General features: G+C 60.9%; 21 protein-coding genes and 4 pseudogenes. 9 read left to right on the top strand and 16 right to left on the bottom strand.

Annotated elements, in window-relative coordinates:
• Positions 1 to 45: 45 nt before the first annotated feature.
• The 3 genes and pseudogenes from BDOA9_RS36240 to BDOA9_RS40320 all read left to right on the top strand — a co-directional run.
• Positions 46 to 591, top strand: a complete 546-nt coding sequence (locus tag BDOA9_RS36240; protein WP_042337076.1) for a tetratricopeptide repeat protein — start codon at positions 46 to 48, stop codon at positions 589 to 591.
• A 655-nt stretch (positions 592 to 1,246) separates the two neighbouring features.
• Positions 1,247 to 1,625 (top strand): annotated as a pseudogene (locus tag BDOA9_RS39845) (transposase); the annotation flags it as partial.
• 121 nt (positions 1,626 to 1,746) lie between these two features.
• A pseudogene (locus tag BDOA9_RS40320) lies at positions 1,747 to 2,102 on the top strand (IS110 family transposase); the annotation flags it as partial.
• Between the two features lie 397 nt (positions 2,103 to 2,499).
• Here the strand turns inward: BDOA9_RS40320 and BDOA9_RS37480 are convergent.
• Positions 2,500 to 3,528 carry an IS110 family transposase gene (locus tag BDOA9_RS37480; RefSeq protein ID WP_082848018.1) on the bottom strand — a complete coding sequence of 343 codons (1,029 nt, stop codon included), beginning with the start codon at positions 3,526 to 3,528 and terminating at the stop codon, positions 2,500 to 2,502.
• A gap of 146 nt (positions 3,529 to 3,674) precedes the next feature.
• Complete coding sequence (locus BDOA9_RS36215; RefSeq protein ID WP_025038801.1) at positions 3,675 to 5,930, bottom strand: hypothetical protein; 2,256 nt, start codon at positions 5,928 to 5,930, stop codon at positions 3,675 to 3,677.
• 1,381 nt (positions 5,931 to 7,311) lie between these two features.
• Here BDOA9_RS36215 and BDOA9_RS40095 point away from each other — a divergent pair.
• The 5 genes from BDOA9_RS40095 (at position 7,312) to BDOA9_RS36200 (ending at position 9,887) form a co-directional block, all read left to right on the top strand.
• Positions 7,312 to 7,521 (top strand): phosphoribosyl-dephospho-CoA transferase MdcG domain-containing protein, encoded by a 210-nt coding sequence (locus BDOA9_RS40095; RefSeq protein ID WP_340162420.1) that lies wholly within the window; start codon positions 7,312 to 7,314, stop codon positions 7,519 to 7,521.
• The gene (mdcB, locus tag BDOA9_RS36210) at positions 7,518 to 8,366 is read left to right on the top strand and encodes a triphosphoribosyl-dephospho-CoA synthase MdcB (RefSeq protein ID WP_025038800.1); all 849 of its coding nucleotides are present in this window, start codon (positions 7,518 to 7,520) and stop codon (positions 8,364 to 8,366) included. Before BDOA9_RS40095 ends, mdcB begins: the two co-directional genes overlap by 4 nt.
• Entirely contained in the window at positions 8,366 to 8,545 is a 180-nt protein-coding gene (locus BDOA9_RS39835; protein ID WP_244521636.1) for a hypothetical protein, read from the top strand. The genes mdcB and BDOA9_RS39835 overlap by 1 nt, the downstream gene beginning before the upstream one ends.
• A 9-nt stretch (positions 8,546 to 8,554) precedes the next feature.
• Complete coding sequence (locus tag BDOA9_RS36205; protein WP_244521635.1) at positions 8,555 to 9,283, top strand: acyltransferase domain-containing protein; 729 nt, start codon at positions 8,555 to 8,557, stop codon at positions 9,281 to 9,283.
• Between the two features lie 247 nt (positions 9,284 to 9,530).
• Positions 9,531 to 9,887: a hypothetical protein gene (locus BDOA9_RS36200; RefSeq protein WP_025038799.1), complete on the top strand. Its 357-nt coding sequence runs from the start codon at positions 9,531 to 9,533 to the stop codon at positions 9,885 to 9,887.
• Positions 9,888 to 10,265: 378 nt separating this feature from the next.
• Here the strand turns inward: BDOA9_RS36200 and BDOA9_RS40315 are convergent, their stop codons facing one another.
• From BDOA9_RS40315 to BDOA9_RS36155, 8 genes and pseudogenes are all read right to left on the bottom strand, one after another.
• Entirely contained in the window at positions 10,266 to 10,874 is a 609-nt protein-coding gene (locus tag BDOA9_RS40315; RefSeq protein WP_210183866.1) for an alcohol dehydrogenase catalytic domain-containing protein, read from the bottom strand.
• 418 nt (positions 10,875 to 11,292) lie between these two features.
• Positions 11,293 to 12,068: pseudogene (locus BDOA9_RS36190) on the bottom strand (SDR family NAD(P)-dependent oxidoreductase).
• A pseudogene (locus BDOA9_RS38595) lies at positions 12,038 to 12,824 on the bottom strand (fumarylacetoacetate hydrolase family protein). The pseudogenes BDOA9_RS36190 and BDOA9_RS38595 overlap by 31 nt, the downstream one beginning before the upstream one ends.
• Before the next feature lie 17 nt (positions 12,825 to 12,841).
• Positions 12,842 to 13,627: a 2-keto-4-pentenoate hydratase gene (locus BDOA9_RS36175; protein WP_025038798.1), complete on the bottom strand. Its 786-nt coding sequence runs from the start codon at positions 13,625 to 13,627 to the stop codon at positions 12,842 to 12,844.
• Between the two features lies 1 nt (position 13,628).
• Entirely contained in the window at positions 13,629 to 14,510 is an 882-nt protein-coding gene (locus tag BDOA9_RS36170; RefSeq protein WP_025038797.1) for an alpha/beta fold hydrolase, read from the bottom strand.
• 24 nt (positions 14,511 to 14,534) lie between these two features.
• Entirely contained in the window at positions 14,535 to 16,346 is a 1,812-nt protein-coding gene (locus tag BDOA9_RS36165; RefSeq protein WP_025038796.1) for an FAD-dependent monooxygenase, read from the bottom strand.
• Positions 16,347 to 16,387: 41 nt separating this feature from the next.
• Positions 16,388 to 17,338 carry a 3-carboxyethylcatechol 2,3-dioxygenase gene (locus BDOA9_RS36160; RefSeq protein WP_025038795.1) on the bottom strand — a complete coding sequence of 317 codons (951 nt, stop codon included), beginning with the start codon at positions 17,336 to 17,338 and terminating at the stop codon, positions 16,388 to 16,390.
• 53 nt (positions 17,339 to 17,391) lie between these two features.
• Positions 17,392 to 18,696 carry an ABC transporter substrate-binding protein gene (locus BDOA9_RS36155; RefSeq protein WP_082848017.1) on the bottom strand — a complete coding sequence of 435 codons (1,305 nt, stop codon included), beginning with the start codon at positions 18,694 to 18,696 and terminating at the stop codon, positions 17,392 to 17,394.
• A gap of 23 nt (positions 18,697 to 18,719) precedes the next feature.
• Here BDOA9_RS36155 and BDOA9_RS36150 point away from each other — a divergent pair, with 23 nt between their 5' ends.
• Complete coding sequence (locus BDOA9_RS36150; RefSeq protein ID WP_042337217.1) at positions 18,720 to 19,505, top strand: helix-turn-helix domain-containing protein; 786 nt, start codon at positions 18,720 to 18,722, stop codon at positions 19,503 to 19,505.
• A gap of 116 nt (positions 19,506 to 19,621) precedes the next feature.
• Here BDOA9_RS36150 and BDOA9_RS39995 read toward each other — a convergent pair whose 3' ends face one another.
• The 6 genes from BDOA9_RS39995 to BDOA9_RS36125 form a co-directional block, all read right to left on the bottom strand.
• Complete coding sequence (locus BDOA9_RS39995) at positions 19,622 to 19,885, bottom strand: BMC domain-containing protein (protein ID WP_445291845.1); 264 nt, start codon at positions 19,883 to 19,885, stop codon at positions 19,622 to 19,624.
• Positions 19,886 to 20,083: 198 nt separating this feature from the next.
• Positions 20,084 to 20,590, bottom strand: a complete 507-nt coding sequence (locus BDOA9_RS36145) for a MarR family winged helix-turn-helix transcriptional regulator (protein ID WP_192859689.1) — start codon at positions 20,588 to 20,590, stop codon at positions 20,084 to 20,086.
• A 40-nt stretch (positions 20,591 to 20,630) separates the two neighbouring features.
• Positions 20,631 to 21,965 (bottom strand): MFS transporter, encoded by a 1,335-nt coding sequence (locus BDOA9_RS36140; protein ID WP_042337215.1) that lies wholly within the window; start codon positions 21,963 to 21,965, stop codon positions 20,631 to 20,633.
• A 57-nt stretch (positions 21,966 to 22,022) separates the two neighbouring features.
• On the bottom strand, positions 22,023 to 22,346 hold the full coding sequence (locus tag BDOA9_RS36135; RefSeq protein WP_025038790.1) for a non-heme iron oxygenase ferredoxin subunit: 324 nt from the start codon (positions 22,344 to 22,346) through the stop codon (positions 22,023 to 22,025).
• 8 nt (positions 22,347 to 22,354) lie between these two features.
• Positions 22,355 to 22,873, bottom strand: a complete 519-nt coding sequence (locus BDOA9_RS36130; RefSeq protein ID WP_025038789.1) for an aromatic-ring-hydroxylating dioxygenase subunit beta — start codon at positions 22,871 to 22,873, stop codon at positions 22,355 to 22,357.
• Positions 22,870 to 24,243: an aromatic ring-hydroxylating oxygenase subunit alpha gene (locus BDOA9_RS36125; RefSeq protein WP_052363172.1), complete on the bottom strand. Its 1,374-nt coding sequence runs from the start codon at positions 24,241 to 24,243 to the stop codon at positions 22,870 to 22,872. Before BDOA9_RS36125 ends, BDOA9_RS36130 begins: the two co-directional genes overlap by 4 nt.
• Between the last annotated feature and the right edge of the window lie 592 nt (positions 24,244 to 24,835).

Below are 24,835 nucleotides of genomic sequence, written 5' to 3'. Positions count from 1 at the left end.
CGCTGGCCTAACTTTCGTCGCCATTCGTGCTCGGCAATTCTCCCCATGCTTGCCACCGTGCTGCTCGCAGGTTGCGTCAACTCGCACAAGTCGGGCTTTTCACAGCAGCCGACGTCTGCAGCAGAGCTGGTCGGGGCCAAGGAGGTCGATCCAGCTATGCGCGAGCGCATCGCTCTCGCCCTCGGTCGGGATGCTGACGAGAGGGCTTTGCGCGATGCGCTGAAGCAACGACCGGACGATGTTGATGCCGCGATTCCTCTTGCGCGGGCTTTGCTGGAACGCAAATGCCCGAATGATGCGCTTGAGGTGCTCGACGGGATCTTATTGGCAGCCCCTGGCGACCTGCGCGCATTGAATGCCAAAGCAGTTGTTCTCGATCACGAGGGCCGACATCGGGAGGCCCAAGAACTCTACCGCCAAGCTCTCGCAGCTGAACCCGCAAACCCAATGCTGCGCAATAACTTCAAACTGTCCCTCGCCCTTGAAGGTAAGACGGAGACCGGCGGCGCCAACCCAGCACCGCAGGCGGACGGCCCGCACTTCGCGGCGCTATCTCGAACGAGCCCATGCGGGAGCGGATCGGAATGGTGACGTCTTGATGCTGAGCTGTCAGCATGCCAACAGCTAGGCTTACCATCAACGCGGAACACTCAATCGGCGGCAGCCGCCGCGACCTCGCCGATACAAATGGAAGGTCTCTTGTTTCAGCGCACCAGCAATTTATCCCGAGGCCGATGAAATGAGAACGAGCACGACTGATGACCGGTACTACGCGCATCGCCATGGATTCGCCGGATATACTCGCCTTCCTGAATTCGGCGCCATCGAGTTTCTCCTCACATGAGCGGACCGACCGTTATGGAAAACGTGCGCCGCTATCGCGCGATATATTCGTTGTGCCGTCAGTCCGCCGCATTTCGGCCAATCCACCGGGGTGGGATCAAGCACCATCATCGAGCCACTTACCTCAACAAGCCACACGCTGCTGCGCGGGCCCATTGCCGACGCTCGCCCCTAGACCGAGGCGGCCCCCGGACGAAACCACGGTCATGCGGTAGCCAACCCGCGCATGAGAGCTTGATCAACCGTCGTCTTTGGCCCTGCCTCCTACCCCTGGGCACCCTCCAAGCCCAGCGTCCGGGCGCTCAACCGGAAGTGGCTCCGCTTGACCCAGTCCATTGACAGCAAATATGAGCTAAGAGCTTATTAGCTGCCGAATCCAGTGGACTGGGAGGAACGGACGACGATGAAGGTCTCGAATATGTCGGACGCCCTGGATATGCTTATCCTGACGCTGGATAATGACGGTGTCCCGGTTGCCGACATCTGCCGCACGCCCGGGATCAGCCAGGCAACCTATTTCAAGTGGAAGAACAAGGACGACGGGCTACTGCCCGCCGAATGCGCCGGCTGAAACAGCTCGAGGACGAGAACGCCAAGCTGAAGAAGCTGGTGGCGGATTTGTCCCTCGAGAAGGAGATGCTGGAGGATCTGATCCGCCGAAAGCTATGAAGCCTGGCCGCAAGCGCAATTGGTCGACGAGGTTTCGCGGTGAGTGGCTGGTCCCGATCCGCAAGGCTTGCGAAGCCCTCAGGTTCGACCGGTCAACCGACCATTCCAAGTCGAGTTGCTCCCGCCAGAGGCGATGATGTAATTGAGCTCCGTGCCTTCGGCATGAAAGATGCTCTACCTTCTAGCCTTCCGACAATCTCACGAATTGGAGGGACTATGGAGTAGTATGTTCGACTGGATGTCTCGCAAAAAGAAGCCTCGGTATGTGTGGTCGAGTAAGTTGGTCAGGTCTTGTTCAAGGTAAAGGCCAAGTGCGACCCCGGGGCGCTCACGACACCCCTTCGCAAGCGAGCTCCGCACGCCGAGCGCATTGGTTTTGAGGCCTGGGTAATGGCGAGTTGACTGTGGCAGGAGCTTCGTAGGTTCGACTCTTCCAGTGGTTTGTATCGACGCCCGACGTGCTCGCGCGGCTTTCTCAGTTCGTATGACAAAGCGGTCAGAACGACGCTCGAGGTCTGGCCGAACTGGTACGCGCTGGCTGCGCCGTCGTCATCGCCGACAAAGGCTACGACGCAGATCGTGTTCGTGCCCACATCCGCGATCAAGGTGCGATCCCCAACATTCCTGTCATTCGGCCCTTTAATTGCGGTTTGTTGTCAAGCTCACATTTTTGAACTCTCCAACAGCAAGGTGGTAGCGCTCGTGCCGTCGCAGCTGGTCGGGGTTGCGGAGACGGCTCGGGCGCGGGTGATACATGGTTTGCTGGCCAGGCATGGGATCGCTCGGACCGGTTGACGTCGTCGCTGGGGTCATGGTCCTTTCCGAGGTCGCGCAGCGCCTCATGATGACGTCCGGGTCGGGTGCCTCAACGTCTGCAGCGGAGTACGGTCAAGCCGCCACCAGCCGAATGAACGAGGTCGCCACAACACCGTCCCAGCGGGACATCGCCAGTCCGGCGGACCGGACCAGGAACTTCACAAAATCGTATCAGGCTTCCTTCGCCTGGCCCCAGTCGAACGATGTGCCGTCTACCCAGATACAGTGAAGAACTAGGGCGATCTTCCGCGCGATAGCAACCTTTGCCTTTCTCATGCCAATCCGCTTGGCAAGCTTAATTCCCCAAGCCTTGAGAGAAGACCATTTCTTCGTCCGATAAAGCAGAACTGTCGCCGCTTCGAACAGGTAAGTTCGGAGAAGACGGTCGCCCCATCGGGATATCTTTCCATTGATATCCGTTTCGCCAGACTGACTGCGCCGCGGTGTAAGACCCAGATAGGCGCCGACGCTCGATGCTGATCGGAATCGCGATGGGTCATCGATCGTATGTCGGAACGTCAAGGCAGTCACCACACCAACCCCAGGAACCGTCATTAAGCGACGCGTCGTCTCATCCGACCTCGCAAGCTGTCGGACTTCATCGTCGAACTTGCTTTGCTGCTTGCAGATCTGCTCATGGATCGACAGAAGCGGCGCGATCACACCGAGGAGCTGATGACCGTCAGCCAACAGGTCACGGACCAGATTGCGGAATTGCAGGCCTATCGCGCGTGGAAACAGCAGCCCGGATTCTTTGATCAGGCTGCGGACCTGGTTTTCGATATCTCGACGAATGGCCACGAGCCGGGATCTCGCGACGAGTATCGCGCGAATCTTCTGACTTTCCTCGCTCTTGACTTTGACTTCTCGATACCAGCCAACTCGCACCAGTTCGGCCAGACCTCGAGCATCATTCTGATCGCTCTTGCTCATGCGTACCGACAAGGCCGCGTGGGCATGCCGAGCGTCGATGCAAACCACCGGAAGATCGACCCTGCGAAGTTCATGCCACAGCCAACTCGCCATCGCGCCGGTCTCAAAGCCGATGCGTTCCGCCTGTGGCGCCCGCTTGCAAAGCAGTGCCGCGAGCGCCCCCGGGTCGGACTTGGCCTTCCCTTCGAACAAGACCTCGCCCGCTTCATTGACCACGCACACCGAAGTTTCTTTTTGCGAGACATCGAGTCCGACATATTGCTTCATGACAGGTTCTCCGAATCGGTTGATTGCGAGAGCTCGATTCTAATGGAGCTTTTCGTGCCATGAGCGCTGACCGCAATTCGTCTGCAATATTTTCCGTGCGAATTTGGCTTCGATCGATTGAGTCTACCCTAGGCTAGTGTATCCATTCAGCTGCGCGCCCCGCGCTCCGTTCCGGCAAAAGGATACCCTGGATAGCCGCTAAAAGCGGAACCTAACAGGGACTTGCAGAACGCAGGCGTGAGCTTGCCGCGATGGATCACGACGTCTTCGTGACCCTTCGCAGCTCGAGCGTTCTGCCAGAGGCGATTGTAGCCGCGCTGTTCATTGGATTTCACGTGGCAAGCGGCGAACTCGGCGTCATCTAATGTCGTTAACTGCCACGCATAGACCGGCCGCTTCGTATGGATGTGCACCCACATCGGATTCACCGTACCATTGCGCAGTGGCCTAGGCTGCAGCTTGATCTCGAACAGCGTTCCTGGCTCACCCTTCAACGCGCGCGGTGACTCCAAGGGATCCAACTCCTCGGCCGCCTGCAACCGTTCGAGGTACTTCTGCGAGGGAAACGCATAGGTCTTCATGCAATCGATCTCGATTGAAGCCCTTCGCGCCTTCAAAGCATGTGCCTGCCCCTGAACCTCCGACAACATCGCCTTGAGGCGGACTATTTTGTCGTGCACTTCGGGCACTTGCATAGGCGTGAGTAGGCCGCGTCGGCGAGGTTCGTCCAGCGCGGCTACACAGGCCTCACTCTCCGCAGATTGGCTCTGCAGCCGCTCAACCACAGTGTCCACGACGTGGTCGGCATCTTCGGCCTTCATGTGGCGCGCTTGCGAAATGGCTCTTTGCTCACGGCGCAGATCGAATTGCAAGAGTTCGTCCAATCGCGCGAGCAGGCGTGTCAGTGTCTCCTTCGACGGCGGAGCCTGCCATATCGCCAAGTGTTCCCTCGCCGACGAAGACATCCTCGTATGCGCCTCGTCCGCGCTCGCGAGTTTCTTCGTGCCCAGATCCGAGAGCACAACAACGTTAGTGGTTTGCGCCGTGTCGGCGTCGCGCCTAGCGAGCTGCGGCTCGTGCTGCCCGGCTGCCGAACTCCCCACACCTCCGGCCTGCCTGCGCTTGCCCTTCCCTTTCCTGCGCGCTGGACTGCCTTCGGCCGCCGGGTCGTTGCCGGCAGCGTCGGCCGGTAACGCAAGACCAGCCTCCGTCGGCGGTGCAATGATGGCTGGCGTCTTCGGCTGCACTGCTAGGAGGCGCATGACCTCATGGGCAGTGACCCACGCTCCTTCCACGATCTGATCCAACAGATCCAACGGAAGCTCGGGACTTGCTCCCCTATGCCTTAGCTCGGCAACCATGTTCGGCAGCGCCGACGCAAATTCCGATAGCCGCTCCATGACCCCTTCCAGAACGGCGCAGTGCTCTGCGTCGAGGGCTTGTCCTTTGCTGTGCAGAACAGCGTCGCGTGTTGAGAGGAATGCCGGAACAACATCGCCCATGAAGGTTCCGAGTAGACGTGTCCGACCGTTCTCATCCAAGAGGATTTGCCTGACGGCCGGGTCGAGCGTGCTCGCTTGCGACTCAATCATGACCCGCGCGAGAAGGACTTGCGATTGCAGATGCACGCACCTCGTATTCAGTGCCCAGCCGGTATGGAGCCGTAGTGTCGCCTGTTCGGCCTGTCGCATTTTGGCCGTTGCACTCGGCAAGTTGGCAGTGGCTGCGCAGACGGACTGCATCCGTTCAGAGCGCAATGCCTTCTTTTCCCACCACTCCGTGCAGGCCAAATAGTGTTTCGCCGCACTGGAAGCCGCTCGGATCAGTTGGTCGGGCGGAGCATTGGATTGGCGCATCCGCTCGAGTATCTTTCCCGCATTCGCCCTACGCTGCTCCAAGGCGTAGATAGTGGGTGCGGCCAGCGCGTTGCATTCGTTCCCCGCATCCAGAGTCCGGTCACGAACTCGGCGAGCCTGCTCTTCGGACAGAATGCTGCGCGCCACATCTGGAGACAGGCTCGCGTGGTAGTCCAGAACTGCTGCGCCTGCTTTGACAACCTGATCGATCAGCTCTTGCGCCTCAGACGAGCTCTGAGCGCCCATGGCAGCACTGTGGCAAGCATCAAATTCCTCAAGCAGGCCGTCCATATTGTGTTTCGCTGCGTTGATCCCCTCACCGCTGGAGGAAATGGGGACAGCCACACCTGAACCTGAGGGCACGCTCGCGAGCGTCGCCATTCTATCTTCAGGCGCTAAGCACATCCGCTCCAAGACGGAGTTGAAAACTCGGTGGCCTTCCGCAGGGACAACATTTCGCTCCGAATGCGCACTGCTCGATCCCGACGTGCTGTCGGCTCCTGCAGCCCCAACGTGCGGTTCGCCAGGTCGGCAAATGCCGGTCATGTTCCATCCCCCATACGGTCAGCAATGCGCAGCGTCCCTGGATAGGCCGCCTGGCTGACGGTTGGCTGACGAAGGATGCTCTCCGGATGCACAATCCCGCCGTCCGAGTTCCAATTTCATGGAAGCTGTTGTGGCGCTGAGGCAGCAATATGGATGGCCCATAAGGTGCGGGATGGTCGATTGTAGCGCCTGTCCGCATTCCGTTGCCTCGCCTTGACCAGTATGGAAATGTGCGCTGCCAGAAATAGCCCTCTCAAAGTCATTCCCGAATACCGAAAGCCGTCAGCATGGCGAACCGCAGGGTCGATTGTCAGACTTTCGGCAGCAGCAAAGCTCTTACTAACCGGAGGAGATGCTATTGTTCGACCAAAGAGTGTCGGATCAACAATTGCGTAGATCTGGCTCGATGTGGAACGTTCCGTCAAGACAACCTCTTCTTCTCGCGCTCGAAGAGCAGAACCTACGTTGCGCAAGTCTTTTTCAGAATAGGACCTCGCCGAGGATGCTGCCCAGTTAAGCGCACTTAGAATAATAGCGCAGTGAGCCGCCAAGCACACTGAGCGCAATCCGATATCGGCGAACCTAACGTTGGCCCGTCTCGAAACAGCAGAAGCGTGAGAATCGGTTCCACCACCAAAATTGCTCCCACCGATCTCGCGATTATGCAAATGATTTCGAATGTATCCCAGTGCATATCCGAATCCGAGAAGGATACCGCCGAATGGTATCAGCAGAAACATCGGTAAGAGCGTTGTCCGAGCTATCGCTGAAAGTTGGGGACGCGGGAATCGGAAAGGCGGCATATCGTGGGGTGCTTGACGCCTCCACTTCTCCACCGAAGGAGCGATATGCCGTGTCCAACGATAGCGTCATCCAGCTGAGTCAGCCAAATGCAATTTGAAAGCTGCCAGATGTTGTCTCACATGCGACTCTTGCAGGGCAGCGAACCCCTGCAACCAAACTTCGCGTTGGATGAACCGTTTGGCTCACTCGGGTTCACGCCGCGGTCGCCTGAGAGACTGTTGCTTCTAAACCCTTCGACCGAGGCTCGGGCCTGATGTACGGACAGCGGAGAGATTGCCGCTTGAGAAAACTTACTGAGCCAACATCGCCGTCGAAATCAGGCGTGTATTCACGGCCAACTTCTGCGATCTGCATCGATTGGCTGCCTGGCCGGTCAAGCGCGGCGCGATAGAACGTCTCGCGGGCTGCCCGCCGAGCATTTCGAATTGCAGCCAATTTGCTTCTTCACCGAGGTTCGGGGTAGACGCGAACGCGCTGGCGCCGCCTCACCTCAGGGGGCGCGACATGGCTGAAGCCCTGGCGCGCCATCACACGGTGAAGGCCTCTGCAGCGGGATGGGCCGCGGTGATGAACCGCTATCCCGAGCTCGCGCACGAGCCGATCGTCGCAGGCTGGGTCCACACCGGGCGCCCGCTCGTCGCGGCTGGACGGCGAGATCACAGGTCCCGCCGGCGGCGTTCAATGGCGCGAGCTAACCGGAATTGACGACGACGAAGTCCTTGTGAAGGGCGAGGCTGGCGTCACCACGACGACGCGCGCGGCTTTCCTCGCAGGTCTGGTGTCATGACCCCGGCGCTCAGATGGCAATCTCGGCAGAACCGCGCGCTCGATGCGGCGCAGCTCGGCCATCTCGCCTCGCTTTGCCTGAAGCTTGAAGTCGAGACATACCCGAAGCCCGGTCTCGTCAGCCATATCGACAACGGCGCGCACCGCGACATGGACGGTGCGCTGTTGTGCCTGAGCGCCGAAATCCTGATGCCGTTCTTCGGCGAGTTCGCCGCCGCGGGCGCCGAGGGAGCCGGCATGAACCGGCTGCGCGCCATCGGCGTGGCCGCCGAGCGCGCGATGCTGGCCGCAACGCGGGGCGTCAACACGCATCGCGTTGCGATCTTCGGACTTGGTTTGCTCTGCGCCGCCGCCGGATATCGAAACGCCGTCGGCCTTCGCAAGTCACTTGGCCGTCTGGTCTCCCAGCGCTGGGGCGACGATATCCTGTCGGGCCCGATCTCGCTGCGCAGCCATGGCGCGGTGGCCGCGCGCCGCTACGGCGCCCGCGGCGCCAGGGCGGAAGCCGCCTGTGGCTTTCCGTCGGATTACGAAATCGCCCTGCCCGCGCTGCATGCGGCGCGCGAGCCTGCGCCCGATGACGAGGAAGCCGTGCGCGTGCAGACCTGCATACGGTTGATCGCCGACGTCACCGACATCAACCTCCTGCATCGGGGCGGCGCCGATGGATTACGCTTTGCGCAAGCTGGCGCCGCTGCCTTCCTTGCCGCCGGCGGCGTCGGGTCTTTGGGATGGCGCAGGCGTGCGGCCGACATTCATCACGCCTTCGTGGCCCGCAATCTCAGCCCCGGCGGCTCCGCGGACCTGTTCGCGATGGCCGTGTTCATCGATCGGCTGGACGTCTGATGCTGGCCCTGCTCTGCGGCGGACAAGGTACGCCCTCGGATACGGTGTTCGATCTCGTCGCGGACCAGCCCGCTGCCGAACCGGTTTTCATTGCGGCCACCGCTTTGCTCGGCGCGGATCCGCGGGAGTTCGTCAGGGCTCGGAGCGCGGATGAACTCTCCGTCGATCGTTCCAGCTAGATCCTGACGGTGACCTCGACACTCGCGACCCACGCTTGCATCGCCGACCTGCTGACCGAGCAAACCCCCGTCACCGGTTACAGCGTCGGCAAGATGGCTGCTTGGAGCATCGCTGGCGTCTGGACAGCCGACGAAGCGCTGCGGCTCACCGATGTTCGCGCCGGGCTGATGCAAGATGCGGCGGGTCCCGATGGCCGCTTCGGTTACGTCCGCGGGCTCGACCTTAGCACAGTCGAACGCTTGCTTGAAAGATACCACTGCGAGGTCGCAATAAGGAATCCCGACGGTCTTGTCGTGATCGGAGGCGCAGAGCAAGATGTGACCAATCTCTGCGATGAGGCTGCCAGAGAAGGAGCCCGCACGGGCCTTCTCGCCGTCAGAATCGCATCCCATACGACAAGGCTCGCGCCGGCCTGCAAGCCCTTGCAGCGGGCTCTCGCAGCCAGCAGGCTTGGGACCGTCGTAAGCCAGCGCCTCCTGCTTGCCGGCGGTGACGGCGAACGCATCTTCTCGGTCGCGGCTGCCACGACGAAATTGGCAAAACAGGTGGCGCGTCCGGTCGACTGGTCGGCAACCCTGGAGGCGCTCGCAGAGCTGGGCGTGACTGAGGTGCTAGACCTAGGCCCAGGGCACGCACTCGCCGAAATGATGCAGGCTTTTCGGCCGTCCATGCCGTGCTACTCAGCGGACGGCTTCCACTCCATAGATGGCTTGCGAAAGTGGATCGCTTCCAAATAGGCGATTGATCCAGGGCGAAAAGCAGGCAAATCTTGTGCCGCCTGACCTGAGTCAATCAGCACCAAAGCCCGAACCCGGCTTCTTGTATTCGGCTGACGGCGGCCGAAAATATCCAGCACCTTTGCGCCGTCTGGGCCCGCCCGCGTCGTGTGCGGCAGGCTACCCGGGTTCGCCAAAATCACCGTTTTTGATGGGAAAGTCTGCGCCACCCTGACTCTGATCGCAGATCGTTTGAGCAGCACGCCTAATGCTCTTCCGGATCATGACGAAGCGTGCGCTCGCCATGCGGCTCAAAGCTTATCACCGAGCGCACCGCGACAGCTATCCGGTGCCGCGGATGTGTGCGGTACTTGAGATCTCGCCAGCCGGCTATCATGCCTGGCGCGAGCGGCCGGTGTGCGGCGGGGCAACCGCCAATGCTGTGCTGTTGGCCGAGATCCCGCATGCTGATCATGCCGGGCCCACTCTTGTAGGGCCCGCCATGAACTGGCTCAAACAGATCGAGAAGTCGAAAGTCAATCTCGGCACGGGAGAGCGCATGCTCGTCCAGAACGGCAAACCCGACGGCAAATATCTCAAGACTATCCCTGTCGCTCGACTATAGTCTGGCAGCGCTCCAATCTGAACTCATACCAGGTACCGTCGCCCGAAGATCAGGATGGCTGGTTGGTCCCAGGATTGCGCGCTGCTGAAGTCGCCAGTCCTACGATCGACTGCTTCGAGCGCCTTCGAGATGTCCTTCAGCAGGTACCGTTCTTGTTCGAAGACCGAGAGATCCAACGTTCAAGCCGCTGCCATCTCGACCATGTCTTGGCCTTCCGCGACGTCGAGCCAGAGCGAACCGATGACGCTGATTTGGAAGCACATCAGCCTGAACCTCTCCAAGGGCAGGGGTTCGGCATGCCACCAATATCCACCATTCGGCCCCCGCGTCTGAGTGCGCTGATGCCTGCGAGCGATCTGGAGCTTGGAGTGCCCGGCCCTACTGCATCGATGAATATGTCGGCTTCCAAGCCGTCGGTGTGCCCGCGCACCCATTCATCCAGCGGGCGATCGCCGGCCGACAGCACGTGAATCCGCGAGGGGGCGAGCTTACGCAAGCGTTCGAGCAGTTTCTTGTCTCGCAACGCCAAAGATCTTCGTGACCCACACCAGTCGCGCCACTAACGATGACGCTCATTCCAGCCCGAGCGCCAGCCTTACGCAGCGCGGAGTACGCCGCTCCCAAGTATCCCAGGCGGGCCGCGGCCTTATATGAAACCGATGCAGGAAGTTTTACCAGCGACGAGGCCGGCGCCGTCATGAACTCGGGGAAACCTGCATAGGGGTAGTCGACGAATACTTGTTTCGAGCGCGGACCGAAGCCGAAATAGCCGAGGAACGTGTAGGCGTCGCAGTTGATAGGTTGCCCGCAGCGGCAAGAGTGGCAAGACCCGCAGCACGTGCCTGGATTGACGTACACCCGGTCTCCGACCTTGATGGACTTCACCTGAGTGCCGATCTCGACGACCTCTCCGAATGGGTCCAAACCGTAGATGGCCGGCAATGGTGGAAGCGGAAGGAAGGGGAACCACTCCGCGTAGTGCGCCATGACATTCCTCATGTTCGGGAATGCCGCACGCCTTCACCTTGACTAGAACGTTGTTAGGGCTCGGCATTGCGATCTCATCGATCGAAAAAGTTGTGCCGATTTGGTGTAGCCGAGCCGCCTTCATCGTGGACATGTGGTCTCCTTCCTTGATGCTCTTTGACGGAAAGCGCAACAGGGTTCCACGCTCCGAGCGTGTGGCCGTCGCCTTGGATCGTCCTTCGGGGTGCGAAGCTCGGGCGCGCTGGCGGCTGTGCCGATAGCAACCTTGTCAACCGGTTTCAGTTCTGCTGCTGGTCATCGTTTCCTCTTTGCGCTCTGCGGCGCTCTTGTTTTGGTTGCCATGACTATCGAACGAGGCGGTCCAGGCTACAATGGATTCACGCAATCTGTTCGCGGTGCGAACACACCTAAACGCCGGCTAGTAGGTCGCTCGCCCGCCCGAGAGATCAAACACGGACCCCGTGCTGAACGAGCACTCCTCGCTCGCGAGCCAGCAGAGCGACGTCGCCTCTTCGATCGCGCCGAACCGGCCGAGCGGAATTTTGAACAGCATGAACTCGATGTGTTCGGCAGTCATTTGATTGAAGAGCGGCGTCTTGATCGCCGCCGGGGTGGTGCAGTTGACGCGGATATCGGTCGAGCCTGTTTCCTTGCCCAGCGATTTGGTGAGCGCGATCACGGCCGCCTTGGATGCGCTGTAAGCCGATGCGTTCGGATTGCGTTCCTTGCCGGCCACGGAGGCGACGTTGACGATGCGGCCGTAGCCGCTCTTCTCCATCGCGCGAACCGCGGCGCGGTTGCAGTAGAAGGCCCCGTTGACGTTGACATCGAAGACCTTTCGCCAGTCGCTTCCCGCATACTCCTTCACGCCCGCGTTTGGCCCCGTTATGCCGGCGCTGGCGACCAAAATGTCGAGCCGGCCGCCAAGGTCCTCGATGCTGCCGCGCATGGCCATATCGACCGCGTCCTCCGACGCGATGTCGATGTCTTGAGTATGCGCAGCGCTGATCTCCGTCGCCGCGGCCTCGAGGGCGGAGACGTTCACATCCCACATCGAGACGCGAGCTCCCTCGGGGTCAGTCGACGCGCCACGTCGCGGCCGATGCCGGACGCCGCGCCAGTGACGACGGCCGTTCGTCCTTCGAATCTTCCGCTATAGACGGTCACGACCGCTGCCCCGCAGCGGGCGACCATTCGCGGGTTTGCTGGCGTTGCTCTCCGAGCCCCTCGATGCCGAGCGTCATGACGTCGCCCGGCATCAAGGTCATGAAGCGGCTAACGTAGCTGACGATCTCGGCGCATTCGAAGATCATTGTCCGGGTGTTGCCGGCTTGCATGCGCTGGCCGTTGACGTCGAGCCAGACGTCTAACGCCTGCGGGTCGGCGTTCTCGTCCGCCGTCACCAGCCATGGACCGACCGGCCCGAAAGTGTCGCAGCCCTTCCCCTTGTCCCACGTGCCGCCACGTTCCATCTGGTACTCGCGCTCGCTGACGTCGTTCACGATGCAGTAGCCGGCAACGTCAGCGCGTCGCCGCGCTCGACATAGGAGGCGCGGGTACCGATCACCATCCCGAGCTCCACTTCCCAGTCCGACTTCTTCGAGCCCTTCGGTAGGACATCGTCGTTCGGGCCGCCGCTGAGCGAGGTGATCGCCTTCTGGAACAGGATGGGCTCGGACGGTAGCGGAAGATTTGCCTCGGCCGCGTGATCGGCGTAGTTCAAGCCGCGATGAACTTGCTGGCGCCCGCGATCGGTACGCCGAGCCGCGGCTCGCCGGCGACGAGCGGCAGCGTGGATGGAGCGATCGCCGCGACCTTCTGGAGCGCTGAACGCGACAGATTGGTGGGGGTGAGGTCGGCCACGACGTTCGAAAGGTCGCGCAGGCATCCCTGATCATCGATGATTGCCGGCTTTTCGGCGCCAGGATTGCCGAAGCGGACAAGCTTCATCGAGCGCTCCTTCTTTGTTACACGAAATGCGCCGAAACGGTTCCCAGACCGCTGATGCTGGCCTCGAACTCGTCTCCCGAGTTCACCGACACCATTGGGCCGAGAGCTCCCGACAGCACGATGTCGCCGGCGCGCAGCGGGCGCCCTCGCCGTCCAAGCTCGCCGGCGAGCCAAGCGACCGCATTCAGCGGATTGTCGAGACACGCTGAACCCTTGCCCTGCGAAACGACTTCTCCTCGCCTCGTCATTCGCATAGTGACCTCTGAGAGATCGAGCCCTTCGAGCTTCCGTTTATCCTTTCCGATCACGAACAAGGCCGATGACGCGTTATCAGCGATCGTGTCGATGATGGAGATGTCCCAGTTCTTGATGCGGCTGCCGACGATCTCCAGGGCCGGCATGACGAAGGCGGTGGCGCGGATGATGTCGTCGGCAGCAGGATCGGTCGCGTCGATGTCGCTGCCGATCTCGAAAGCGACTTCCGCTTCGATCCGGGGCTGCAGAACCCTGACGAGCTGGATCTTTTCATCTTCGGGGACCTGCATATCTGCGAAAAGTATTCCGAAGTCGGGCCGATCGACACCCAACTGCTTCTGAACGGCGGGCGATGTCAGTCCGATCTTGCAGCCGACGATGCGCCGTCCCGCCGCCAGCCAGTACGACGTGTTCGCTTCCTGTATATCGTACGCCATATCGACTTCATGGAAAGCCAATCGAGTCCGGATCGGCGAGATGGGCGCCGTAACGTAGGCCGCACGAATAGCGGCGGCGATACCGGCGATGTCTTCCGGGAATTTCGTCATTTCAATTCTTTCCTCGCAGAAAGTCGATGTGGATCCGATTGAACACGTCGGCATCCTCGAACTGGGGCCAGTGGCCGCAGCGGTTCATGACCACGAACTTCGAGCCCGGAATCATGTCCGCGATCTGCTTCCCCTCCTCGGGCGTCGCCGTCGGATCATGCGAGGTCCACACGACCATCGTTGGCGCCTTGATCGACCGGTATTGATCGGCGGTGATCATGTTGGGCCGGCGGATTTCCATCTCCTGCAGGCACATGATTCGCCTCATGGTGTCGGCGAAACCCGGCTGCGCGTAAATCGCGCGGCGGGTCTCGATCAGATCGTCCGAAACCATGCTCTTGTCGCACATGAGGAATTCGAGGCGAGCCTTGATCCGCTCCCAGGAGGGATCGGATGCAGCCTCGTTGGACAGCTTTTTCAGCCGCTCCATCACCTGGGGGTGGGCCGTCCAGCCGCCGGCGGTGTTGAGGACAAGCTTCTCGACTACCGCGGGACGATGCACGGCCATATAGGTCGCGACCCATCCGCCCAGCGATTCACCGCTGATCATCGCCTTGCCCCTGCCGAGCGTCTTGAGGACGGCGAGGACATGATTGGCGTAATCCCCCACCTGATAGTTGATGGCCGGCTTGTCGGTCCATCCGTGGCCGAGCATGTCGATGGCGAGAAACCAGAAATGATCGGCATGCGGACCGAAGTTTCTGGAGTATGCCTCTGCATGGCCGCCGACGCCGTGCAGCGCCAGGACGAGCGGCTTGGACGGGTCGCCGGACTCGATGCAGCGGGTCCGAATTCCGCCGGCGTCGATGTAGTGCTGTTTGAGGGAAACGCCCCTCAGATCAGCCCATACGCTGGAAAAGTTTTCTGGTCTTGTGTCGCTCATGGGTAAATCTCGTTCGTGGGAGGGTCAGGCGAAAAGCGGCTTACCGCTGGGTTTAGACGGAGAAGACGGTTTCTGCCGCGGGATCGCCGAGAGGTCCGGAAGATCCAGGACCGTCCGGATGGCTGCACTGAGCCGGTCGAGCGCCGCGCTTGCGTCGGAGGTTCCCTCTATGTCGCGCCAGGCGACCACGCCATCCGGGCGAACAAGCAGAACTCCGGCTTCCTGGATCTCGCGGATGCGCTGCCACTCGCAATAGAGGTCCTGCGCCTCCGGCGAGCCCGTGATCACGACCCGGAGGAACGGCAGATCGAGGCGCAGCGCCGCTTGCTTCCACGCCCCGCCGGCGAGGCCGGTCACGACGGTGAAGAGGCCTTTTCCGGTCACGTCGAGCGTCGACACGCGCAAGCCGTCACGACCGACGAGCCATGCATGCGGGATCTTGGCACCGGGACGCGACGTCCGTTGATTGTAGAGGCCGCGATCTCGCCGCCACTCCTCCGGCTTGGCATCGACGTCGGGAATCACGGCCGAGGATTCGTAACGTTGGTTCATCTCGGTGCCCTGGGCATTGAACTCCGTCTGCTTAAGGTCTAGCGCCGCCTGGGCCGCTTTCCGGGCGGCTACGCCATCTGGACCCGGATCGCGGAAGCGCGCGATCCCTGCAGCGACCGGGTTCTCCGCGCCCGGCACCCTGAAGCACGCATTCAGCGGGGCGTAGTCGAGCCGGGACTGGTTCGCCCGCAGCACGATCTGCTTTCCGACCGGCGCCCGCTCCTGGGAGTAGCTTTCCAAGAGCTTCGGACCGGCCCAGCCCTTCACCGAATAGGCGAGCTTCCAACCGAGGTTGTGGGCGTCCTGGACGCAGGTGTTGTTGCCCAATCCGCTTGACGGCGGGTGCCGGTGGACCGCATCGCCGCCGCAGTGCACCCTGCCTTTCGAATACTGGGTCACGTAGGCCTGGTTCACGTACCAGATCGATGTGCGCACGATGTCGATGTCGACCGATTGATCTCCTATCAGCACCTTGATCTTCGGAATGATCGCTTCCGGAGATAAGTCCGGCTCGCCCTTGCTGATGTCGAAACCCCAACCGGCGATCCACTGGGTCCAGGGATGCACGGCCCGCAGCAGACCCATGCCGATCTCGCCGAAGCTCGCATCCGGCGTCACGATCCAGTTCAGGATGCTCGGTCGATGTTTGCTGTATTTGGTCAGGTCACAGTTGAAGACGGTGTAGACGGTGCCGGCGCGCGCCATTTGGCCTTCGATCGGCAGGTCTAGATGATCCACCACCGTCGAGCGCGCGCCGTCCGCGCCGACCATATAGCGCGCGCGGACGGTGTGCTCTCGCCCGTCGAGGCGATCGCGCAGCGTGGCCGTCACGCCGTCCGCGTCCTGCTCATGACGGACGTACTCGGTGTTAAACGCGAAGGTCGCGCCCTTCTCGGCCGCCTTTTGGAACAGAATTGGCTCGAGCAATGGTTGGATGATGTCGACCATGCCGCAGGGGCTTGCACGCAGATAATCGCCGCGGCGATCGTCGCCGGTCCCCCACGTCCGCATCCGGATCAACTCGGAGCCGGCCAGGCTGGTCGTGAAGGTCGTGTCGCCCATGAGCTCCCACGGACTCGCGTACCGGGCCACGTCTTCCGCGATCCCGAGATCGCGGAAGACTTCGTTGGCGCGCTGGTTCGTGATGTGGGCGCGCGGGCTGTCGGCCATCCAGTTGCCGCGCGATACGATGTGACTGCGAACGCCGCAATTGGCGAGCGCCAGGGCGGTCGTCGATCCCGTGGGGCCGGCGCCGATGATGAGCACTTCCGTTTCGTATGCCATTTGCTTGCTCCGCGATGCCCGCATTCGCGCGGGTTAGTCGATCAATGAACGCAGTCGGCCTGCCTCGCGGCCATCATCGCCATGCCGGCGATCCAGCCCGGAATCGCTTCGTAGAATTCCTGCTCCATCTTGAAGTGGCCGCCCGTGGAAAAGGCCCCGAAGGCGGCGACCCATGCGAGCACCTCGTTGGCACCGCGCCCCGCGACTTCGCGGACCTTGCGGGTATCGAGCGCGTCGGCGCGCCAGATCTGGCCGCTGCGGAGAGTGTCCATGAGCTCCGCGTCCCACTCGGGATTGAGCGGCTGGCACGGCCCCTTGCCCGCCTCGGCGAGAACACCTGCCTCGAGCACGCGCTTCTCGCGGGCTTCCTTGGCCTCGGCTGTCGGATTCCGGCCGTTGATCAGCCGTTCGCGGATTTCGGGCGGCGCATCCTTGATCGACGGAAGCGGTGGATCGTGCGAGAGGCCGCCGGACGCGGCAAACAGGACCCGCTTGCCGGACCGTACCGCGAAACGGCCAACGGATTCACCGAGCTGGCGGGTCCGGCGATAAGTCGGGACCGGCGGCGCGGCGGCGTTCACGAAGATCGGCAAGATCGGGATGGACTTGAAGTCGCCGAGCATCGCCTCCCAAAGCTGGACGAAGCCGTGATCGACCGGCATACGGTAGGACATCGCGACGTCGAAGTCCTCGGCCCGCACGTGGTCGATGAGCTCGAGTGCCGTCTGCTCCGGAACATCCAGCGGGCCCGTCCCGCCTCCCCAGTCGCCCAGGGAAACTGCTCCGGCCCCGACGCAGAAAGAGGGCATCAGATCGTAGAAGAAGCCGTTGAAGTGATCGGGTGCGAACTGGATGATGTAATCAGGCGCGAACTCTTTCACGAAGTCTCCGAGACGTCCGAACGCGGTTCGGACGCGTTGCTCGGTCTCATTGCTGGCGGGCCCCTTGTACATCAGAGGAGTATGAGAAGCGCAGACGATTGCGACTGACATGGGTGAATTCCTTCGAGCGCGGAGTTGATCTGTCGAACGATAGCCCCGGCGGCCTACTTCTTCACCAGCGGGCATGGGCTTTCAGAAAGCGGGCGGTTGACAGACTCGCCGGGCAGCGTCTGCACGACGTTGTAGAGATCCCAATCGCCCTTGTTATCTCCGGGCTTCTTCACCTGAAGCAGGTACATGTCGTGGATCATCTTGCGATCTTCACGGATGTAGCCGTCAGCCGCGAAGAAATCATGCACCCGCTCCTTTTCCATCTGCTTCATCACCGTCGGTGCATCGTCGGTGCCGGTCGCCTTGACCGCCTTCAGGTAGTGCGCCACGGACGAATAGACGCCGGCGTGGAAGCTGGTCGGCATTTGCTTGGCCTTCGCGAAGAATTTCTCGGCCCAGGCGCGCGTTTCGGAGGTCCGGTCCCAATAGAACGGGGACACTTCGTAGGCGTCGTGTGCGATCTTCAGGCCGACCGCCTGCATGTCCGTCAGGACGGACTGGAGCGGCACGATCTTGGCTTTCGCGCTCAGCCCAAATTCATCGGCCTGCTTCATCGCCGTCACGGTATCGCCGCTGGAAGCCGCGATCGCGATGACGTTGGCGCCGGCGCTGGAGGCGGTCAGGAGAAAGGATGCAAAGTCGGACGTGTTCGGCGGAAACACAGAGTTGCCCACCACTTGGCCGCCGCTGAGCTTGACCTGCTCTGACGTATCGCGCGTCAAGGCATTGCCGTACGCCTGATCGACAGTCAGGAAGTACCACTTGGTTCCACCTGCATCGATCACGGACTTGGCTGCGCCCTTTGCGAGATTGTAGGTATCGACCGTCCACTGGACCGTGAGCGGCGAGCAGGCCTTGCCGTTGAAGTCCGACGAGGTCGATCCCGAGAGCAGCATGATCTTGCTCTTTTGAGCGGCCATGTTCTGCACGGCGAAGCCGATCGGCGAGCCCTGCATGTCCGCAACGGCATCGACGCCTTCCACGTCAAACCAGCGGCCAGCGATCTGGGATCCGATGTCGGGCTTCCCGGAATGGTCGGCCGAAATCACTTCGACGTTGAGGCCTGCGCCGAAGTCTTCAGCAGCCATTTGGGCCGCGACGACAGAGCCCTTGCCGTTCGCCATGGATGTCGGACCGGCGATGTCGGTCAGAACGCCGATCTTGACCTTGCCATCGCTGAGTATGCTACCGGCAGTTTGCGCTGCCGCTGGCGCCGCCAAGGCCAGACACACAGCCGCGGACAAATAAAAGCTTGAATGAACCATCGTTTCCTCCCGTCGCCGCCTATTTGGGCGTGCGGAGGATGGAATGCCGCCGATTGAACTATGATTCCATCTGAGTCTGTGGAATGTTCGCATTGCGAACACGTCTGGAGGCGATCATGCACCGCAACGTCAGGGCACTTTCCCGAGGGTTGGCCCTGATCAATGAGCTCAACGCGAGCGGGCCATCGAACGTCGTGCAGCTCGCGAAAAGGACCGGCCTCAACCGGACAACCTGCTACCGTTTACTGGATACGCTGCGCCAAGACGGCTATGTAACGTTCGACGAAACGAACGCGTCGTTCGGTTTGACGCCCCAAGTGCGCACCCTCAGCGAAGGCGTTTCTTCACGCGACCTATCAAGCCAGGCGGCGCTGCCGGCGATGTTCGGCCTCCTGGATGATGTTTCGTGGCCAAGCGACTTCGGGGTCTTTGAGCTCGGCTCTGTGCTCATCCGCGAGAGCACACATCCCTTTAGTCCGTTCTCCGTTCATCGTTCTATGGTCGGACGGAGAAGATCATTGGTACGCAGCGCGCTTGGGAAGGCTATCCTGACTGCATCCGCGCCCGCGTTGAGGCGAGAGATGCTGGATCTGACGGCATCGCTGGTGGAGGAAGACGCAGCGTTGGCGAAAGACCGCCGTTTCATCGACGATATTCTCTCGCAAACACGGAAGGACGGCTACGCGTCGTCCGTTGGTGGATCTGAGGTGGGCATCAGTGCGATTGCCCTTGCCATTCCGGGCGGGGGCCCGGTTCTCGGCAGTCTCAATTTGATCTTCTTCTCGTCCTCGATGACACCCGAGGTGGCGGCCAAGAAGTATCTGCCTAGCATGCGGGCGGCGGTGAAGGAAATCGAGCGGCGGTGGTCCGCAGCGAATAAGGCGCTCGGAAAGCTCGCCTAAGGCCATCGCTTGACAGGGCCGGGTTGATACCAAGGCCTTGGCATGGAGGCCTACTTACTTTGCCGTCCCTGCCGGATTGCATCCTGCAGACGATTGTGTCGATCCACATCCACTTGTCAGGAGAGCTTTCGTGCAAGCCGCCTTCGGTCCGGCGGTCCCGTCGATCGAGCTATGCCGAATTGCCGGCATCTGAGAGGCGGCCACCGACCCTCCTGTTCGCAACTCCGAAGCTCTACCGGCGGGCTTTTGAAAATCTCTTTCATTCCATCGAACGGCCGCGGAATAATATGTAACGAAACGACAGTGCCGACTTGATTGGCCGCCGCCGCCCCGGCATCCACCGCCGCTTTCACCGCGCCGACGTCTCCCTGCACGATGATCGAAATGAGCGAAGATGCGGGATGTAGGCGATCTCTCCTACGGCAATTCGCGACCTCTGCCTTCGTCGTCTGCTCAGGTCACGAGGGCACGACGCATGCAGCACCATCGAGACAAATCTGGCGACTCGTTTGGGCAGCGATGCCTTCGAGAGCTGGTTCTGAGCCGATAGCAGGCGCGCGGCGGCCGCCTCCCGTCCATCAATCTCGGGGCTTGCTGGTGACACGCTTGATGGGCGAGTGAGGCGACCGGCTATGGGCCGCAGAGTCGTCGGCCATATGGGCGATCCGGCGCTCGAGATGTTCCATCACGCGAAAGAAGCTGCGCATCGACTCCCCATCGAGCCCGGCCGTGAGGTTGTCGTGCCGGCGCAGGACTTCATCTATACTGCGGTCAAGGAGTGTCTTCCCAGCAGAGGTGAGCCTGATCTCGCTTCGATTTCGCGAGCTGCTTTTGACTGGTGTCAGCTTGATGAGGCCCTTGTCCCTCAGGGAATTAGTGTCGCGGCTGACCACCGCTTTGTCTAGGTCCGAGCGAGTCCAGATGTCGTAGGCGCTTGTCGGTTCATGCTCTCTCAGGAAGGATAGAATTCGCCACTCCGTGAGTGAAACGCCGTAGGCCTTGGGAAAGAATGTGTTCGCGTTGGCACGAAATTTCGCGACGAGGCTGGACAAGACGGTCGGAACGTAGCGGCTGAAGTCGATCACGAGCTCGTCGCGGGCGACGAGCTCGACGTTGCTTCGGGCCTTAGACGACTTTATGCCTCGTGCTTTCGCCCGACCGCTCATTCTCTACCAACCGAACTCGCGCGACCTGGACGAGAATTGCCGCGAAGAGAAGCGCGGCCGAAACGACGAGGAAGCCGATCGTGTACCCGTCCGAGTTGTCCTTGGCGCGCCCGATGATGACGGGAATCGTGGCCCCGCCGATGCTGCCAAGCGTGCCTACGAGCCCGATCGCGCCGGGCGCGCTTTGTCGCGACAGATAGGATTGCGGAATCGTCCAAAATATCGCCTGAGTGCCGTACACGCCGACGTTGGCTACCATGAATCCCGCGATAATCCAAGTTGGGGTGGTTGCGAACGCCGCGATCGCGAAGCCGGATGCAGCAATGATGAATGTCATACTAGCATAGTAGAAGCGCTCGCCTAGATGATCGGAGTGCCGCGACAGTGCGATCATGCCGATCAGTCCGGCGATTGGGGGGATCGCGGTCACCACGCCCACCTGGGAGGCGGGTAGACCGAAGGTCTTGATGATCTGCGGCAGCCAGGGGAACAACGAGGCCAATCCACAAAACAAGCCGAAATTGCATAACCCGAATAGAAGGACCATCGGGTTCAGGATCGTCTTCAAGACGCCTTCGCCATGGACGACACCGGTTGCGCTCGCGTCCCGTTCCAGGGCCCCGACCAGCCAGTCACGCTCTTCGACGGTGAGCCAGGTCGCCTGGTGCGGTCGGTCGGTGAGATAGAAAGCGCCGATCAATCCCAGGAGGATGGGAGGGATGCCTTCTAGGATGAACAGCCACTTCCAACCGGCGAGGCCGAACGTGCCGTTGAGCTCGAGGATCGCCCCCGAGATTAGCGACGCAAAGATGTATGAGATCGGAACTGCGTAATTGAACATGGCATTGTAGCGCGCGCGGTAACTGAAGGGAAACCACAGGCTGAGCAGTAGCATGACACCCGGAAAGAGTCCGGACTCGGCAAAGCCGAGAAACCCGCGGAACATGTACAGGCTCAGGGGCCCTTGAGTGAATGCCATCAGAACGGTGGCGAGGCCCCAGAGCATGGCGATTCGGGTCAGAGTTACGCGCGCGCCGTAACGGTGAAGAATGAGATTGCTTGGAATCTCAAACATTGAGTAAGTTAAGTACATGATCCCGACGGCGATGCCGAACATCTCGGCATTGAGGCCCAGGTCCTTATTCATCTGAAGCGCAGCAAAGGAGATGTTGCCGCGGTCGAGGATCGCAAGGAAGTACAAGGTCATGACGAACCACATCAGCCGTGTTGCGACCTTTCGGACCGTGGTCCGTCCAAGGTGGGACTCGGCGGTCGCGCCGTCCACCTTGTTCATGGCTATTTCCGTCATTTCCTCTCCCCCATTCGTTCTTGTGTCGGATCGACCAGTAGCTTAGTTCGGCAAACACACTTCGAGTTGGTCGTCTCGTATCCGAACCTGATAGGTCGGAATGTCGATCTCGACCGGGCTGGTCAGTGCCTCGCCCGTCCGAATATCGAACCGTCCCATGTGCAGGGGACACTCGATCTCGCATTCATCCAGCATGCCGTCGGAAAGAAGCGCGTCCGCATGGGTACAGATGTTGCCGGTGGCATAGAACTGGTCTCCGACGCGATAAAGCGCGACGTGGTGACCGGCGATCTCGAGGCCTATCGCCTCCCCCTGCTTGATGTCGGCAAGCGCGGCTGCAACGTGCCAGGTGAACTTCGCATTCATCGGAGGTCTCAGATGCTGTAGAAGTCGAGTACGGTAGCGATCTTATCGTTTGCGAGCGTGATGATCTTGCGCGCGATCTTCCACTCGTCGCCGGTGAGCCTCAGCGTATGTTCGTACCGGCCGTGGCGGACCTGCTCCTTGCCGACACGCGGATCATAGACGCAGACCGAAAATACCGATCGGCACATTATCTCGTCTGATGCCGTCCTGGATGCTTCGAGGTTCGAGATCTGATGCACGGTGCGAGGCAGGGGCAGTGCGGTGATCGACTTGCGCGACTCGATGCGCGCGATCCGCTCCTCAAGACATCGTCGTTTATCATGATAGACGAGAGAGGCTTCCGTACTCGGATCGCGCGTGGTCTCGTATTCATTGAGCCAAGCCGGTAGCCAGTACAGGGCGTCTTCTTGGTACATCGCGACCCAATCGTTCCATTCGCCGTTGTCGAGAAGGCGGGCTTCGCGAAACAGAACTACCGAAGCGATCTGGTGGGTTTCGGCGTCGGCCGTGCTCTGCTGGATCATCATGCGACTTCCTGCGCGGCGCGTTGCAGAAGCCGCCGCCATTCTCGATAACCGGGATAGAAGTTGGTTTCGCCGCCGAAGGCCGGCGCGCCAAACGACCACTCTCTCGGATTGATGCCGAGTTCGCGCGCATGGGGGCTGTTGGTCGAGCCGATGGCTGCGGCACCGCGCAGATAACCTTGGGTCGCACCTCCGCTCCGCGCCTCGTAGCCGGTCTGGCAGAACTCATACATCACGTTGTCGTCGGAGCTGGCCAGCCCCGAAGCGTTGAAGAATTCCTCGTAGTTGCGGATCCGCAGGGTTCGCGCCGCGGCGCTCTCACCGACAGGGGCAAGGCAATGCGACACCAACTCGGTCCTGTCGGGCGCTAGCGGGCGCCAAGTGCGCACTTGCGCGGACGAGATATCGATCACCTGCAGGTTCGGAAAGATGGTCAGGTTCCGTTGGCGCAGCATCCATTTCGCGCGCGCGTCACCCACTCGCCGGCGCAACGCATCGAGGCGATCGGCATCAATTCCGAGCGGCCGTCCGTAGAGCTGCCTGCGCTTGATGGACCAGTTGACCGCGTGTCCATGATCGAAGCTGAAGCTGCCTTGTCCTTCCTGTTCGCCGTCCGGTTCGGTCGTGAAGCCCGCCTCCGGACCGGCGATCTCACAGCGTTTCCTGAGGATGTCGGCGTAGGAGCTATGCGTGGATGCAAAGTGGTAATAATCGAGACCGTTCTCGAACTGGAGTTTCCAGTTGCCGTCGAAAGTATACGTGCTTCCCCCCGGTATGAACTCCACCTCCCCCGTCTCGCTCTGGTCGATGACCAGGTCCAGGAACGCGCGTGCATCGCCAAGATACTCGCCGATCGAGAGAACGTCGGGGGACAGGCTGGCGAAAAGAAAGCCGCGATACGATTCCAGCCGTGCGACAGGAAGCAAGTCGTGGTTCTCGAGGGCGAAAAAGGGCGGGTACTGTCCGTTCGCCTCTTCCGTGATCGATACGTTTCGGCCGCCGGAATCGAAAGCCCAGCCGTGATAGCGGCAGACGTGGAATCTCTGCCGGCCCTGCTTGAAGGGGCACACGATAGTGCCGCGATGCCTGCAAGTGTTGAGGAATGCGCCTATCTTGCCTTCAGCGCTACGCATCAGGAGAATGGGATGCCGCCCGATATGCGTCGTGATGAAATCATTAGGGCGGGCAATCTGCGATTCAAGCCCGATGAAATTCCATGTCGATTCGAAGATATAGCGCAGTTCCGCATCGAACACCTCCGGATCGACGAAAATGCTGCGACTGACACGGAAGACATTCTCCTCGGGACGATCCTCGACCATTCTTGAGATGGCCTGAAGCCTTACTGTCGAGTTGCTCGAAGCGGTGTCCACGGCGTCCTCCCTCAGGATAAATTTTGGCGCAGCGAAACAGGGCTCGGCGGCGGAAACAGAGCGCGCTGGCCGTCCTCTCAGTCGTATTGTCACTGGTCGGCAACTAATCAGTGCTATAGTTGACATGACAACTATAGTCAAGAAGCTACCTTTACGTGGAGGGTCGGAGTTCGAGGCGGTCGCAGCTGTCGAATGCGAGCCACAAGGCTGGCATTGAGCGCCCCTGGAGTTGGCAGCCCGAACTGTCCGGGCTGGGACGGAGTGCGCTGCTCATATAGAACTCGCTCGAAAACTGTCGCTTGACATACGCACTTTATGCAGTCGGCTTTCTCACCTAGAGGAGAAGCCAGCAGCCCGTGCAACATCCCTTCTGGGACGGCATCGCCGCAATCGACGAATCTGCGCATCGCCTCATGCTCGCGGGCGGCGATTCGGTCGACTACCCCCCGCCCTCTCCACGGAAGCATGATGTCGAGCACGATTAGGTCGATATGGTTCTGCGCCTAACAGCGATCCATCTCGCGGCAGTCCGGCGCCAGACCGATCGAAAAGAAATGTCTTCGCGAAAACGGGCGATCAATCGCCTGATTTG

Source organism: Bradyrhizobium sp. DOA9 (assembly GCF_000617845.2).
GTDB lineage: Bacteria > Pseudomonadota > Alphaproteobacteria > Rhizobiales > Xanthobacteraceae > Bradyrhizobium.
Note: the sequence above shows the minus strand (reverse complement) of the source record. Positions and strands in the feature narration are given on the sequence as shown.

What these genes read in the sequence shown, in the direction of transcription:
- BDOA9_RS36155 (WP_082848017.1), bottom strand. Translation starts at nt 18,696, where the DNA reads ATGCGAACATTCCACAGACTCAGATGGAATCATAGTTCAATCGGCGGC.
- BDOA9_RS36160 (WP_025038795.1), bottom strand. Translation starts at nt 17,338, where the DNA reads ATGTCAGTCGCAATCGTCTGCGCTTCTCATACTCCTCTGATGTACAAG.
- BDOA9_RS36150 (WP_042337217.1), top strand. Translation starts at nt 18,720, where the DNA reads ATGCACCGCAACGTCAGGGCACTTTCCCGAGGGTTGGCCCTGATCAAT.
- BDOA9_RS36215 (WP_025038801.1), bottom strand. Translation starts at nt 5,930, where the DNA reads ATGACCGGCATTTGCCGACCTGGCGAACCGCACGTTGGGGCTGCAGGA.
- BDOA9_RS36175 (WP_025038798.1), bottom strand. Translation starts at nt 13,627, where the DNA reads ATGACGAAATTCCCGGAAGACATCGCCGGTATCGCCGCCGCTATTCGT.
- BDOA9_RS36140 (WP_042337215.1), bottom strand. Translation starts at nt 21,965, where the DNA reads ATGAACAAGGTGGACGGCGCGACCGCCGAGTCCCACCTTGGACGGACC.
- BDOA9_RS36240 (WP_042337076.1), top strand. Translation starts at nt 46, where the DNA reads ATGCTTGCCACCGTGCTGCTCGCAGGTTGCGTCAACTCGCACAAGTCG.
- BDOA9_RS36165 (WP_025038796.1), bottom strand. Translation starts at nt 16,346, where the DNA reads ATGGCATACGAAACGGAAGTGCTCATCATCGGCGCCGGCCCCACGGGA.
- BDOA9_RS36170 (WP_025038797.1), bottom strand. Translation starts at nt 14,510, where the DNA reads ATGAGCGACACAAGACCAGAAAACTTTTCCAGCGTATGGGCTGATCTG.
- BDOA9_RS36135 (WP_025038790.1), bottom strand. Translation starts at nt 22,346, where the DNA reads ATGAATGCGAAGTTCACCTGGCACGTTGCAGCCGCGCTTGCCGACATC.
- BDOA9_RS39835 (WP_244521636.1), top strand. Translation starts at nt 8,366, where the DNA reads ATGCTGGCCCTGCTCTGCGGCGGACAAGGTACGCCCTCGGATACGGTG.
- BDOA9_RS36200 (WP_025038799.1), top strand. Translation starts at nt 9,531, where the DNA reads ATGCTCTTCCGGATCATGACGAAGCGTGCGCTCGCCATGCGGCTCAAA.
- BDOA9_RS36130 (WP_025038789.1), bottom strand. Translation starts at nt 22,873, where the DNA reads ATGATGATCCAGCAGAGCACGGCCGACGCCGAAACCCACCAGATCGCT.
- mdcB (WP_025038800.1), top strand. Translation starts at nt 7,518, where the DNA reads ATGACCCCGGCGCTCAGATGGCAATCTCGGCAGAACCGCGCGCTCGAT.
- BDOA9_RS37480 (WP_082848018.1), bottom strand. Translation starts at nt 3,528, where the DNA reads ATGAAGCAATATGTCGGACTCGATGTCTCGCAAAAAGAAACTTCGGTG.
- BDOA9_RS40315 (WP_210183866.1), bottom strand. Translation starts at nt 10,874, where the DNA reads ATGGCGCACTACGCGGAGTGGTTCCCCTTCCTTCCGCTTCCACCATTG.